Below are 15,387 nucleotides of genomic sequence, written 5' to 3'. Positions count from 1 at the left end.
ACGGAACGACCAGCGATGGTAAAAAAAGGATTGCCATCGCTCGTTGTGTTGGTCAAAAAGTTATTCTGAAAAACTAAATAAAAAATCCTTTGTTTTGACCTTGTTAGGGTGCGAAATGTGAGTTAAATATCTATCAAAGTTAACATTTTCCGGTCGTAAAATGGAACCATAGTTTTTCGCATCGATAAATGTTTGTAATAGTCTTTTGATTTCTGCTACTTCTGTTTCGTTTTCTCCAATTAATTCTGCTGCTTGATCGATGAGAATATCATTCGATTCTTGTATCGAAATGACGTTCAATACAGGCGGATGGCGAAATACTTTTTTCGTTTTCTCCCGCGCTTTCATCATTAACGCAAATGCCGCCAACTGTGCAGCACGATCATCAATGTCAATTCCGTATAAGTTTTTCTCTAAAATAAGAAACGGAATTTCACGAGCTGGATAACCACGTTCTTCGTAAATCTTGTATAACAAGTCAAAGGCATAGACAAGAATATGACCAGAACCGCAAGCAGGGTCTAATACAGTAATATCCTCTGGTGAAAGATTTGGGTTGCGTAGTTCTTCTAATTTCGCTTGTACTTCTGGCTCTTGTTCCGCTGGCTCTACATAATATTTCATTTCCGCTTTTAAGTTCGACTCAGGATGAGACTCGAGCCACATATGACCAAGCGAGTTTTCCACCATATAGCGGACAATCCAGTGTGGTGTAAATAACTGCGTCGCAGCTGGGATGTTTTCTTTTGTAATTTTTTTGTTTTTCTTTAATCCCGCAAATACTTCATCTTTTTTCTCTGAAATATAATATTGATACAACCAACCAATGACTTCTACATGTTCGAAGTTTTTGTCTTCTAATTCTTTGCCTAGTTTGTTAATCAGCGAATCCGCGTGTAGCAACGACTCAGGCAACAATAACTCTGTATAGTCCGCTAACTTTTCAAATAAGAACGGCATGATTTCATGCAATTCATTACATTGAGCAATTAATAATTTCCGATACGCTTCTTCCCGCTTTCCTTGTTGTAAAAGAGATGCAATCTCTTCTTTGTCGACTGGCAAGTCCGTATATTGATAATCGGTTAAAATATCCGGATCCACTTTTCCCTTCGTTTCGCTTGATAAAACGCGAATTTTCGATGGCAAATAGTTATGCACTTCCATGAAGCGAATCGCGATTAAGCGGTTAAACCATGTGTACGCGACTTCTTCAATCACTTGGTCATAACCTTTTGTTTCAATTTCTTTTAACAGTTTTTGTAGACCGTTTTTATAAGATAACGGCAGTTTTTTGCCGTTGATTTCAACATAATCAGCACCTGTTACAAGCACAGGAGAGCCTTCGGGAGTAATCCCAAAGGCTTGTGCTCGCAAGGCAATTTGATTGCGAAGTTCGTTGCGTGCATAAACAGCAAATTCTTTTAATGCTCGTTTGTTCATTGTCTCCTGACTCCTTCTATATACATGCTCATTGAAAAATGAACATTTGCCTTCTCCTTCAATTAACTTCCTCCTCCCATGGCTCAGCTTATAGATTGAGCCCACAGGACTTTGGAGGAAGTGCTGCAGCGCTTAGGGTGTACAGGATAACGGAGAGGTTAACCTCTTCATGTAAATGTCAAACCTTCAAATTGAATCTATATACTTTTTAATGACGACAACTTTTCCATTCTGAATTTCTTTTAGCAGTTCCTGTTTCATTTTTTCTAATAAACGATCCACGTCATCTTCAGTACGAATTTCGACTTGACCGGACGGTATCATGACTTGGATGAATCGTGAGATTGGCACTTCCACTTGACGATCATCGCCGTCACTCGTTTCCGACTGATATTGTACATACAGTTCATACACTTTTTCTTCCAAACGACGCAAATCGTTTGTCGCCATTTGTGTGTAGGAGTAGACGCGGGAAATGCTGTCCATATCCTTCAACTGTTCAATACGTACTTGCAGCTCTTCTAATTCATGTTGAACCATTGCTTTGATCTCTTCGATGCTGTACCGCTCTTTCAACTCTTCCATCTTGCGGCGAATTTCTTCCATTTGTTCGAGCTGAGCGCCCAGTTCTTTTTTTACAAAATTCGTAAGTTCTGTTCTTAATTTCTCGTTTAAGATTGGTAGATTAGGAATTTCTCGATAAGGATGATCCATTGTCAAGATGGAAACAATTTGATTTTTAATTTTTTGTACTTCCATTTGATTTTTGGCGATATCTAAATCATCCGAACGCTCTTTTAATAGACGGACACTTTCATCAAAATAGCGAATGGCCGTTTTTGTATAAAACGCAGATAAAGTTTGTATATCCTCAAGCCATTCCTCCAAATCTTCATCCAACTCAATGAATTCCTCAACGAGATTCTCGCTCTTGGAATAAGACAACAATTCTTCAATGTTATTCTTTAATTTCGCGAGCTGAATGCCGCCTGGATATGGATATTGCGGATCTTCATATTCTTTTATTTTCAGCATCTTTGTTATTGGTTCTAAGAAATGTTTTTGCATTTGCTCGCGAATGTTCTTTGCAATTTCATCATACGTGTCGCCAACATCGTAGCAGTTAAATAGCTCCCGCATCATTTCTACGACGATTTTACGTTTGTGGCTTGGAATGGCGATTTGCGCCTCAATCATTACTTTTTCGCGTTCAGACGCTTTTGTAATCCGAGAAATAAACTGTGGATGACTCGTATCAAAACTTTCTCCTAAATACGTTAATTTTATTTTTCCATCATGCATTAAAGCAGCTACTAATCCGGTAATATCGTTTTCGCTCCAGCCGTAAGGCGCGCTTTTAAATTTTTCTACAAGCAATTTCATCGTCACCATTTGCCGGTTGCGGCTTTGTTCAAGGAAACGAAACACCGTGTCATACGCAAGATGGTTGGCAAACGTTCCATCTAATTTCGCTGGAAGACCTTTTGTTGCCCATTCATAAATCGTATCGTTCGCGTTTTTGACAGGAACCGGCTCCTCCATATAGCTTAAGTAGCTGTACGTATTACGGACAAGAATTTCAAAAGCACTTTGCAGCTGATTTTCTAAACTGCCGTTAAAACGGTACTCTTGTCCTTGCACATAGTAAGTCGCATGCACCGCCGCTTCGGCTAGCGCTTCCTTAGCTTTCTTTTCAAATTCGGTGATTTGTTGGCGTTTTTCATCCAGTATTTTACGTTGTCTTTCCGTTAAGCTCGTTGAAATTTTTTTATTTGCATAGGATCGGATTTTCAACGCGTATTCCATCGGTTCAAAAAACTTTTCGGTAAATTCTTGTGGAATATGCATGACTAAAATGCCTGAGTTTGCCTCGGCTCGCGCTTGTTCTTCCGTGACATCTCCCGTGTATACTTGAAGGGTTAGTTCATTCGTTCGCCCACCGCGAGTGTACGTATCAAATATTTTATTGAATTCAAAGTCATGTGTTTTTTGATAACGATATGATTTCATTTGCACGATATCTTCGAAAAATATTTTGCCCAACTCATCAATGACATTTGCTTCGTTAATATGTTCGTGTTCAATCTCGCGATTCATCTCTTGTTCGTCATCGCTTAAGAACACGAACGTTTTATCCGCATTTTCCGCAATTAACATGTTTCGGCGAAGACGGTTTAACGAACGGCGAACTTCTTTTTCTAAATCATTTTTTATGCAGTCTACACTGTCGACAAGCAAAGTGGTAATATTTTCTACCGTTGCTTTAATCTGCTCGATCCCCTTGATCATAAATAACACTTTTAACACCTCAACGTCAAACTCTGTGATGCCTTCGCGTTTCGCTGCCGATGCGATCGTCGCCGAAACAGAGGTGCTTAAAAATCGTTTAACCGTTTCATAAAATTGGGAAAAACGGGCCAATTGGTTTGTATCTTGGTCTTTTAATTGCAACGCAACTTCCTGGAAGGCGTTTAATAAGGAGCGTTCTCCGTGCGCTAAATGAGCCCCCGCCTCCCCTTGGCGGCGTACTTTATCAAAAACCCGTTGCAACAATTCGACTTGATATGGGACGAACGGATAAATCGCCGCATATTCTTCTTCATTTTTGAATCCGCTTTGAAGCACGCACGTATCTTTTTCAAACGTTAACGTATTGTTTAAACTTTGTCCGATTTGCTCAAATTCAATTTTCAAATGATCGGCAGCTGCCGGACTTTTTTCTAATAGACGGCGTTTAATGACTTCATCCGTATTAGAGCTCGTCAAGTGAATACGTGTTGCGAAACGGCCTTGAATTTTAGAAAAATTGTCAGCGCCTTTAATTTTTGTTACTGCATCGATTTGTTCTTGAGAAGTAACAATCACCCACACTTTTCCTTGGCAATAGTTTCCTAAATCTTCGACAACGGTTTGTAGATTTAACATAAGGTTCGGATCATCGCCAATATACTGACCGATTTCGTCGACAAGGAACGTAAGGCGGTAGTTGTCTCCTTTTTCTTTGACGTGTTTTGCAACAATTTTCGCGAATTCTTCAGAACTGATTTCAAACGTTTTCTTAGCCGCGTCCAAGAAGCCTGCCGACGTTTCTTCGTCATACCCTAATCTAGCTAACGCCTGAATAAACGATTTGCGTTTTAATAAAATCCGCACCCGTTCTTCCTTCCATGGTTTCCCTTCTATTTCTTCAAAATGTCTTACGAATTTCTCATATACTCCTTCGTCTGCCAATTGCCGCTCGATATGGGCAATCCAAAGCGTTGGAGAGTATCCTAAATATTGGTTAAATACTTTTAAAAATACTTCTACAATAGTTGCTTTTTCTTTTTTACCGCCCGCTGATTTGGAATCAACGTTAAATAAAATTGCATGGCTATCATACGTTGCGGAGCGCTGCATCATTTCTAATAATTCTTGGTCATCTGTTTTTTCTGTAAAGAAATCAACCGCTCGTTTGCCATATACGGTTTCGTTGTTGAGCAAATAGGATAAAATTTTTAGAAAATGGGATTTACCTGAACCAAAAAAGCCGGAAATCCATACTCCTATTTTTGTCGTCGGATGATCAAAACTATTAGTGTAGTTTTTAAAGAAATATTTCATATTTTCGCTGATTTCTTTCGTCATGACATATTCTTCTAATTCGCTGTGAACCACTTTTTCGTCGTATTGTCCCGCTTGCACTACCCCATTAATTTCGCGGTCAATCGGCTTTTTAAACAGTTCCTGAATAGTAAATGTGTTTTGTAACACTGCGAACCCTCCTCTGTCCATTAGATAGAAAATGCCCGATAATATCCGTTGGATTCGAAACGATTAAATAGGCTCAGGCCTTGCCCTGTATATGTTCCTGGATAAAAAATAACGATTGGCACGTTGGTTACTTTCGGATGCAATTGATTTAGCAATTCATGAGCCCGTACTAATGGAAATACACTCCCAATCCCGGTGATAAAAATGATTTGTGCTTGTTCTGCCGCTTCGGCAATTTTGTCTACTAGCTGTTCTTCTTCGATCGTTGGGCGCAAAGCGTCAAACAAGGCTTCCGTTCCTTGTTCTTCCTCAAATTGTTTTAACCCTTCTAATCCAATATCGTCAAATAGTTCAATAACCATTTTCAATAAATTGAGCACTTTAATGTTTAAATGAATCCGATTCGTAAAATATCGGATCGATTGGCGGACAATCAACTCATGTTCCGGTTCGTAATCAAAAATGAAGTATGGTACTTCATTTCCTAATCCTCTCATCTGCAAAAATTCATCTTTTTGAATCTCTTCAAAAAACCGATCTAATTTTTTTTGAATCTCCACTGCAAACCTCCTATATTATTCGTTTAATGTTAAGATGAGTAAGTCGCGATACACCGGATTTCGTTCGACGTAATCACGCAACTCTCTGCTTAATGGAATCGGTTTGATTTCGTATTCGTTTCCATTTTTCTTAAGCAATTCGGCATCTACTATTATTTTTAACATCACTTGCTTTAGTTTATATTTTGTTTTATCGGTCCAGTTTCTCACTTGTTCATATTGCTGTTCCTTTTCTTCAAAAAACGTGCGAATATTTCCTTCTGATACCGTTGACTTAAATCTTTTCATGTTATAATGGATCACTTCCAAAACAAAATCACGAGGAAACGCAAAACGTTTTAAAAATGCATATAGCAGGAGCGCGTTTTGGTCGGAACGTGCTCCATGTATTAGAAAAAACTTTAGCTGCTGATCAAGGACTTCGGCTCGCCGATAAACGCGAGGAAATAGATCTTTTATTGCCGCTTCACTGCGACAATGAAGTAAATTTTCTTCAAAAACTTTTTTCTTTATTTCCTCTTTCGATAACCCTTGTAGTTGTAAATGAACAATGATTTTCATTTCATTTCTATAAAGGTGTTCCGCTGTAAACCCACCGGAATATTTCTTCAACACTACATCCCAACCTTTACGATTTTTCGTCTAATTGTCTTCGCATTTCCGCCCAGCGGCGCCAAACTTTTAACCAAGCATGGAAATCGTAATATCGTTCGCGATCATCTTCAAACGCTTCTTCAACAAACTCTTCTTCTTCGTCATCAAATAATCGAATCATATCTTCCTTTTTCAAACGCTTTACCGCTTCCACTTGTGGTTCCACATACGGATCGTTTATATCCGTAATTAACCAGTCGGCAAACGATTTTCGCGGTTTTGGCGGCGCGCTGGGGTCTCGCTCTTCCAATAGTGGCGATATATTTCCACGGTAAAATAGATGTAAGTCGTGATGAGCGCGAGTAATAGACATATACAACATCTTAGCATGTTGTGTTTCATCTTTAAATGTCTCGTCGCTAACATCTTCGATAATCACCGCATCAAACTCAAGTCCTTTGACTAAATAAGAAGGAATAATAACAATTTTCTCTTTAAGCGCTTGGTTTCCTTCTGTAATCACTTCCATTTGCGTAATTTGACGTCTCCTTAATTGGTCATATGTATCAATGGCTCCTTGTTTGGACGCTGTTAAAATCGCAATTTTTTTATAACCCTTTTCTTCAAATAATCGTATCGAATTTACTATTTCATCATAAAGTTCACCGATGCTTTCAACTTTCTTAATCGTAGGAACGTCCCCTGGACGGTTTACAGGAATGACAAGCGGAAAATCATAATTGCTATTTAATAACACCCTGTTGGCCAAATCCATAATTTGTTTTGTCGAGCGGTAGCTTGTCTGCAAGTGAAGTCTTTTAAACTCTTTTTCTTTAAAAACATACGATTCTATTTCTTCCCAACGGTCAAGTCCATAGAAAGAAAAGATTCCTTGCGCAATATCGCCTAATATCGTCATCGATTTCGCATAATCTTTCATAATCGCAAGTTGAAATGGGCTATAATCTTGCGCTTCATCAATAACAATGTGTTCGTACTGCAGTTTTTTTCCATTGATTTTCGCATCTAAATAAATGAGCGGGGCAATATCTTCGTACATAAAACGTTCCTGTTTAATTTGTCTTCCGTTTTTCAGTAAAAGACTTAGCAATTCTTCATCGATATCCGGATGAAATTTCTCAAATACTTTTTTCTGGAACACCGATTTATACATTAACAACGCAGGGATATTTTCCATCTTTTTCACGATAAGCGAAATTTCATGTTGCATTTTTTCTTGAAAGATCTTCATACGCAATTGTTTTGCTTTTTCTAATGCTTCATATACCGCTTTTCTTTCTTCTCCTTCCGGAAGCGTTACAACCCATTTCCGATACGCTTCCTCAAATTCATCTTCAATTTGTTGTTTGCGAATGTTGATTTGTTCATTGCTCCAATTTAAGATAAACTCTTTTACTTCTTTCATGCGTACATTGAGAGGCAAATGTTCTTTGGCATGATAAAATTGATGAATTTCTTCCTTGGAAAGAATAACCCCGCTTTCAATAACGATGTCACCATGCGGAATCATCGTATTGCCGATGTACTCAACAAAGTCATCTAGAAGCTTTTTAAATCGAAGCGATCCTTTATATTTAGCAATTTTTATCAAGTCTTCTTTTTCCGTTGACCCGTATATATGTACATATTGCTCATGTAAGTCAGGAATATCATGAACATCGGTAAAATAAGTAGATGCCCAATCGTAAAATGTTCGTTGCTCAATCCCCTCAATTTCGATTTCCGGTACGATATCTTTAATATAGGATAAGAAAATCTCGTTCGGCGCTAAAATAAGAATATCTTTCGGTTTGACTTGCTCGTGATATTGATATAAAAGATATGAAATGCGATGCAACGCAATCGTTGATTTTCCGCTTCCAGCCGCACCTTGGACGATAATCGTATCTTTCAGTGGCAGGCGGATAATTTCATCTTGTTCGGCTTGAATGCTAGCGATAATATCCCGAAGTCGATGAGCTTCTTCCGTATTTGTCAAAATTTCTTTTAAATAATCGTCCATGTATTTGACTTTTTCGCCATTTTCATTTTCAACGATTTCCGATTTTCCAATATCGGTTACTTTAATCACTCTTCCATTTTTAATGACGATACCACGTTTTCCGTGAATCGTTACCGGTCTGTTTTCTATTCCGACTTGGAAAGTCTTTTGTACACCTTGGTAAGCATTGTATAATCTTCCTAAATCCGTCCGCCAATCAACAACAATCAACTCTCCATCTTTTTCAATCCCCTTTTTTCCAATGTAAATGGTCTCTTTTCCAAACTCATCTTCAAAATCCAATCGCCCAAAATATGGATTGGGGCGCATATCTTGAAGCTTTTTGACTTCTTTCTTGGCATATGCAATAAGCTGTGCTTCTACAACATCTTTTGCAGTTTTATTCATATTTTGTTTATTTTTTTCTAACAGCTCATCAATAACAGATATTGTCGCATCTAAACGTTCCTGCTCTTTTTTTATAATGTCTTGCATATATATCCCCACCGTTTTTATTTAATACACGTGCTTATGCATTACCCGTATCATCTTCTATGTAATGTTGCCGCTAACGGCTCATCACGCTCTCGGCGTGGCCCATCGGACGCATGCCGGTCGTCTCCACCCCTTGCTCCGACAGCCACTCCCGGTAGTCCCGGATACATCCCGGCATCGACTCGATCCGGCCGATCATGGTCACCAGCTGCTGTTCTTTCGCTTCGTCCTTCAACGTGCCGATCGCGCTGTTCAACTCCACGAGAAGTCCTTCTTCGTCTTGTTTCGCCAGCTTCTTCCGCACCTCTCGCCAACGCGGATGGCCGGACAGACACTGACGCAGCTCCCGCGCCACATGAAATCGATCCAGCTGAAAGCACACCCGCTTTCCAAAATACTCTCGGCAGGCCGTGATCCACGACGCCGCATCGCCGTTGATGACCAACAGGTCCCGGCACGGATCATAGGCATATTCCTGCATCAGCCACTCCTCAAACCGTTCCCACACGTCCCCCGTCCCTTCATGGAGTAAAATGTTTCATGGACTCTCTCCCTCCTGTTTTCGGTTGATGCTGATAATCACCATCATAACAGGAAGAGAGTCCTTTTTGCATGTTTTGGCTTCTACCACGCTTCACTGGGTGGCCCCGACAGGAATTACGAATAAGAGTTGGTAACCCTCGTCAGGGGATCATTTCGGAATGTCACCCACAAATATTTTACTCACACGACAAAAGAGGTTGCTCTAAACAATCCTATTAAGGGATTACCGAGCAATGCCGTCTTTCATCCCATGATTGAAACCATGTGCTTTCAGACGGCTTTTTCTGTAAAATGCGCCGCCGCAATCGATAGTTTGCTGCCTTTTGTGATATGCGCTTTCAACGCATCGCCGACTAGGCCGTTTTGTCTGTTGTCAATCATCCCTTTTGTCTTCATGCACGAATGGCTCCTTGTTTCTTTTCTTTATGGTTTTATTTTACGAAAACAACTGGTAGGATGTTGTTGAAATTTGTCGAAACTATAGATTGATTATCATAGACACAGCTTAAGAACGAGGGCTCTGTTTCGATCTAGGAACGAATTGATCGAACTCGACGTCAAGGAGCAAGACATCCAGCCTCTCCATCAACGATGGGCGCAAAAAATCCTCCCGATTTTCGTCGGGAGGGTGCAAAAAGTGAGTGATTAAGCTTTTCCGGCTCTTCACCACAAGTTGTACTTGATCATTTACGGCAAGATAGGTGCGCATTGGGAAAATAGAGGATACAAAAAATGCGAATTTTCCCGTATGGTAAAGGAGACCGAGCCAAATCATCGGAGGAAAATTCACATGTACTCTCAGTTGATCAAAGAACTCATCGATTTCCCTATTATGCGCTAAACCCGAACATTCAGGTTATGATCCTGTCTGCTTGTACCATCAATGATGAAAGGAGTATTCAATGCCTGCGAAATTTTAAAAAGCGTCTCTACCCTAGGACTTGTAAGCCCCGATTCAATTCTCCCAATCGTGGATTTTGGAACTCCAATGCGATCTGCCAGTTCCTGTTGAGACATATTCAGCTGCTTTCGTCTTGTTTTAATCTGTGCAGCTATCGTTCCTTCCAATCGAAGTTTTTGAACATGTTGCTCGCCTCGAATGGCTGCATATTTCTTAAAAAAATCACTCATTGTTTTTCCCTCCCAGTCCATTAATAAAGGCAAGGGTCGAAAGCGCAATAACGTTCATATGCTGATTCAGCCGGCACAATATCCTCTCGTCTTATCGCTCCGTTATACTGCTTGTCAAAATAATGAAGCAATATGACTTTTGAAAAATTGTGAATCGCAAATATAATTCTGTGATTTCCAGTTCTTCCACCTCTTATACCCCATCTGTAAAAATGATCATAACGAGTATTCATGCGAAGATGTTTCAACGACGGAGGGATGATATCATCCGGAAAGCCGTTGTTCTCCGGATCAGACGGATATGGATTACGTTGAATAATCGTAAGTTGCCTTGCATATACATCAGCAACATGACACCATATACCCGGACGACCTTTTTGTCTAAGTTCTTGCTCGGCTTTACTCAGTAGATGATTTTCAAATTCCTTTACATTTCCTGTGTATATTACCTCAAACAATATCCTCTACCCTTTACCAATCATTATACACAATGATAGCATTTATGCTACTGACATGCAATCATTTATACATGCCAAAATGGATTGAAACAGACATGGATCATCAGACCCAGCCTTGTCTCTCGATCATACCCACATGGCCATGCATCCTTCCCTCCCCCATCATCCCCACCACTTCGCGAAACACGGCCGACGGCTGCTTGCGGAGCAGGTCGGCGGGGATTGTTTTGTACTTTGCGCCGTTTGTGATGATGAGTCGGCCGCTTTCCAGGCGGATGGACACGTTTTTGACGCGGTACGCGGTGATCTTGGACGCCTGATCCAAGTAGCGGGCGTCAAGGTCGAAGCGGATGCGGTCGGACAGCCGCCGCAGTATGCGCCAAAGGGCGATTTCCTCGCTTGATTTCATGAACAGTTCCGGCAGTTCTTTCGCCTGTTTGAGCGTGTTGAGCGTCGTCATCGCATAGACGGCGATGCCGTAGCCGACGGGGCGGATGACGTGTTGGAGAAAGTGCCAGCTTTCGACTTCGAAGCGAACGTATTCGTCATCACTTCGTTTCGGCAGTTCGGTGATGGCCGAGCGCTTGACGATGTTCACAGCGGTGATTTTGCCAAAGCACGTGACCCCGTTTTGCGGGGCAGCTCCTTGTTTCGGGTAAAGGGCGATGTAGCGCGCGTTTTGCCAGCCTTTTTTCAGCTGCTTGACTGGGATGTGGTAGAAGCGGTGCTTCACATAGGCTTCGTAATGCCGCGCGCTTGGCACCATGCCGACAAGCACATGCTCATCGAAAGCCGACCGCCATTCTTCGATGACCCCTTGCGGCAAGATGCCTTCTTGTTGCAGTTCTTCGGGATTCTTTTCAATCAGCCGCTCGATGAACTGCTCGACCAGGCGGGTGGCATTCGGCAAAAACGGCAGGCCGCCGATGTTGACGTCGTTGATGCTTTTGTACAGCGGGTGCGCTTGGTAGCTGTCTTCGTCATGCCACGGGAAGAGCACGTAGGCGCCAAAGGCGGTGCGCTCGTATGGGCCGCCGCGGCGGGCGACAAGCGAATCGCGGTAGCGGTGCATCGTGTTGATGTCGTCTTCCATCGGGCCCGGCATTCCGTACCGTTTTTCGTATGAGCTGCCCGAAACGGCGAAGTCCAGGCGGTATTTAGCGTCGAAAATGTAGTTGAATGTATAGTCTTTTCCCTTCTTTTCAATCGCCAGAACCGTGTCGGGCATTTGCGGGACGGTTGGCAGCCTTCCTTCGTACGGCTGATAGGTCAGCGTGATTCGCTCTCCGGTGTACGGATGTTCGTACACCCGCTTGGCGGAGCGGTTTTTTTCGAGATTGACGAACAGCCCTAAGCGGTTCACTTGGATGACATTTTGGCTGATGAGTTTGTATTTTTTCCCGAGAAGCTGCCCGAGCTTCAAAAACGTCCAATACTCGTACAGCGTCGCCACGTCTTTGACGGACATTCGGTACAGCTTCCCTTGCAAGGCGAGGCCGCGGGTGATGATGAGAAACAGCTGATAGGCGTCGCGGTACCCGGGCGCCATTTGCAGGACGAGGCTCATGACGGAGCGGTCAAGCCGCCCGATCGGCCGCCAAAAAGAGTGACGAAGCCGAGTTTCGAGCGCGCGGATCATCGATTGGATGCGCTCAAGCAAACCCGGATCCGGTTCCGTTTCGTATCGCTTTTGCTTCCCTTGCACGTGTTCGAACAAATCGAGCAGCTTCTCGACAAGGCGCGTCATCATCCATTTGACGAACCGGTTTTCGAGCGTGTCGTACGTCAGTTCTTTTTTCGCTTTGAGCCCCGATTGCGGCATGACGGTTCGACTTCCGATGTCGATGCCGCGCTTGACGTCACGGAACACGTGCGGCCGCTTGCGCAAATCATTCCGTCCTGCCGCATCCAAACGGCCGAGCTGGTCGCCGCGCACCCTCACATGGACGGTCGACAGTTGATGGTGCGGCTGCCGCTCGATATGGCGAATGGCCTGCAAAAAATCGCCGATATGCGCCTCCATAAGCCGGAAAAATTCACTTCTTGACGGCGCGCCGTCCCTCTTCGCCTTCGCTCGCTGGTACGTGCGCTTGATGAAGTGAAACGCCAAGTTGTAAATTTCTTCGCTGACTTCGTCAAGAAGGATTTGGTAGTCTTGTTTATATGTCAGCTTCGTCGGGAAAATTTCGATCGTCACGTCCAAAACGGAGCGGTGGCCGTCGCGGATTTCGAATGTCGACAGCCCGACTTCATTCGGGAAATGGAGATTTCCCATCAACACCGCTTGGCCGCCGATGTCCACCAGGCTGATGGCGTTTCTCAGCGCTGGCGACTCATGGTAAAAGGAGAGCACCCGGTCGGTTTTCGGAACGACGAGCAGCTGATAGACGCCGTTTTCAAAGAAAATCGGGCGGTGGCCGCCCGACCAGTCGACAAGCTCGCCAGCGTCCACGTCAAACAGCTTGACGCTCCGCACCCCTTCGCCGCTTGCGAAAAACTCCATCGTCTCGTGGAAATCGAGGCGGCGGTACTGCTTGAGCCCTTCGTATTGTTCGTGGTACGGCTTTCCTTTGATTACGAGCGTGAGCTGTTTCGTTTCGATATGGACGAGCTCATAGTCGTCACGCCCCAAGCCAGAACGAAGTGAAGCCATCGTCCTCTAACCTCCGCAGCATCTGCCAAATTTTCTCCGCGCTTTTTGGATAACGGGCATACGAAACATCAAGCACGCCGCTGTATTCACCGTCCGGTTCAAAACCGGCGCACAGGACAAACAGCTGCTTGAGCGCTGTTTCGAGCCGCACGTCGCTTCCCGAAAGGCGCGGCAAAATTTTTTGCATCAGGCAATAGTCGAACGCCTTGTCAAATTCCATCAGCTTTCCTTCTTCGTTATACGCAAGGTAGAAACAAATTTCATCGCGGACGCGGTAGCCGATATGCGCGCCGAGCGGCGCGAGGATGCGGTTGATCTCCACGAGCTGTTTCGTCACCGTTTCAACAAGCTCTGGGCAGCGTGCGTACACATCTTTCAAATGCAAATACCGCGCCGCGAACAGCTCCTGTCCGATTGACAGGGGCGCGACGGTCGGCAAGTCGCGCAAAAAATCGAGATGGTCGAGCTGGACGCGGTTGAACTCGATCGTGTTCGCCCGGTCGAGCACTTTTTTGCTGAAGGGGTGGGTCGTCTCGTCCATGTTGACCGTGCCGATGATGTAGACGTTCGGCGGGAGAAAAAGATCGCACCCTGCTGTTTCTCTCGGCAGCAACCGTGACGAGGTGATGCGCCCGTCTTCCCAGCGGCGGCTTTCCATGACGCTTAAGACATCGCTGAAATAATGCTCAACGCGGGCGAGGTTCATCTCATCCAACACGACGAAATACGGCTTGTCCGGATGCTTCCCCGCTTCGATGATGACGTTGGTGAGCGGCCCGGGCTTGAAATCGCCTTTAATGTCGACATAGCCAAGCAAGTCCGAGCCGTCGTGCCAATCCGGGCGGACGGGAATTAAGGTGAAGCGACCGTTGTCTTCCGTCGCGCCGACGCTCTCGGCGAGCCATTGAACAATTTTTGTTTTCCCGGTTCCAGAAATGCCGGACAAGATGACAAACGGTTTTGTTTTTAACGATAGAAAGAGGTTGGTCACTTCCTCTTTCGTATAGTAAAACCCTTTGGCGGATATGTATGAATGAATATGCTCAACCGCCTCCCGATAGGAAAGGGCCTGCTCGGGCGGTGCCATCGGTTCTGTTCGCTCCACATACTGTCGGTAATAACCGATCATCGTTTCGAGGTCGCGCGCGAGTTGTTCATTGGATGGCAGATCGTCAAACGAATAGGCGATATACGCCGCCACCGACCGTTCGTAGTCTTTCGCCCGTTTGCTTTCGCCAAGACGGATGTCATCATTCGTCCGCACGCGTTCTTCAGCGGGAATGAGTTGGCGGATGTCCCGCTTCACCCGCTCCATTTCGTCTTTCGGCGTCTCCGTCACTCCTTGGGCGAGCGTCAAATAGAGCCGGCGCATATCTTCACTGAATAAGTAGACGATATAATACCCGCGTTGCGTCGAATCCGTCACCTCTTGATCCATCACCGCCACCCACGGCACGTCAGTCCACACCCCTTGACCGACAGAACCTTTCACCACATACCGGTCAGGCGGTAAGAAAGGCAATGTTTTCAACGCCTCTGGAATCGCTCGTGTCACCAGCTGAAACGACCGTCGCTCTTTTGACAGTTTTTCGCGTTTTTCTTGTTCGTAAATGGCCATCACTTGGCGGAAAAGATCGTGCAATGACATGGGAATAACTCCTTCGTATAGAAATGTTATTCTTCGTTTCTATTTTTCTTCTATTCTACTAAAAAAGCGGCTCTCTCAACTAGTGAGAGAGCCGCTTCTTTCGTCAC

General features: G+C 44.0%; 9 protein-coding genes and 1 pseudogene. All 10 read right to left on the bottom strand.

Features of this window, described 5'->3' with window-relative positions:
* Window positions 1–60: 60 nt before the first annotated feature.
* The 10 genes and pseudogenes from pglX to ACVBDQ_RS13815 all read right to left on the bottom strand — a co-directional run bounded on the left by pglX (window position 61) and on the right by ACVBDQ_RS13815 (window position 15,280).
* The gene (pglX, locus tag ACVBDQ_RS13860; protein ID WP_446663272.1) at window positions 61–1,443 is read right to left on the bottom strand and encodes a BREX-1 system adenine-specific DNA-methyltransferase PglX; all 1,383 of its coding nucleotides are present in this window, start codon (window positions 1,441–1,443) and stop codon (window positions 61–63) included.
* A 186-nt stretch (window positions 1,444–1,629) separates the two neighbouring features.
* On the bottom strand, window positions 1,630–5,196 hold the full coding sequence (gene brxC / locus ACVBDQ_RS13855) for a BREX system P-loop protein BrxC (RefSeq protein ID WP_318549141.1): 3,567 nt from the start codon (window positions 5,194–5,196) through the stop codon (window positions 1,630–1,632).
* Window positions 5,197–5,216: 20 nt separating this feature from the next.
* Entirely contained in the window at window positions 5,217–5,756 is a 540-nt protein-coding gene (locus tag ACVBDQ_RS13850) for a DUF1788 domain-containing protein (protein WP_015863617.1), read from the bottom strand.
* Window positions 5,757–5,771: 15 nt separating this feature from the next.
* The gene (locus ACVBDQ_RS13845) at window positions 5,772–6,371 is read right to left on the bottom strand and encodes a DUF1819 family protein (RefSeq protein WP_047758492.1); all 600 of its coding nucleotides are present in this window, start codon (window positions 6,369–6,371) and stop codon (window positions 5,772–5,774) included.
* A 13-nt stretch (window positions 6,372–6,384) separates the two neighbouring features.
* Window positions 6,385–8,847, bottom strand: a complete 2,463-nt coding sequence (gene helD, locus ACVBDQ_RS13840) for an RNA polymerase recycling motor HelD (protein ID WP_047758491.1) — start codon at window positions 8,845–8,847, stop codon at window positions 6,385–6,387.
* Window positions 8,848–8,923: 76 nt separating this feature from the next.
* Window positions 8,924–9,376, bottom strand: a pseudogene (locus ACVBDQ_RS13835) (UPF0236 family transposase-like protein); the annotation flags it as partial.
* 284 nt (window positions 9,377–9,660) lie between these two features.
* Window positions 9,661–9,786, bottom strand: a complete 126-nt coding sequence (locus ACVBDQ_RS13830) for a hypothetical protein (RefSeq protein WP_255404861.1) — start codon at window positions 9,784–9,786, stop codon at window positions 9,661–9,663.
* A gap of 441 nt (window positions 9,787–10,227) precedes the next feature.
* Window positions 10,228–10,521, bottom strand: coding sequence for a helix-turn-helix domain-containing protein (locus ACVBDQ_RS13825; protein WP_023634085.1), 294 nt, complete (start codon window positions 10,519–10,521; stop codon window positions 10,228–10,230).
* A 561-nt stretch (window positions 10,522–11,082) separates the two neighbouring features.
* Window positions 11,083–13,632, bottom strand: a complete 2,550-nt coding sequence (locus tag ACVBDQ_RS13820) for a restriction endonuclease-like protein (protein ID WP_318549139.1) — start codon at window positions 13,630–13,632, stop codon at window positions 11,083–11,085.
* A complete protein-coding gene (locus tag ACVBDQ_RS13815) occupies window positions 13,601–15,280 on the bottom strand; it encodes an MrcB family domain-containing protein (protein WP_047757768.1) in 1,680 nt (559 codons plus the stop codon). The genes ACVBDQ_RS13820 and ACVBDQ_RS13815 overlap by 32 nt, the downstream gene beginning before the upstream one ends.
* Window positions 15,281–15,387 lie beyond the last annotated feature (107 nt).

Source organism: Geobacillus sp. CCR (assembly GCF_052906625.1).
Note: the sequence above shows the minus strand (reverse complement) of the source record. Positions and strands in the feature narration are given on the sequence as shown.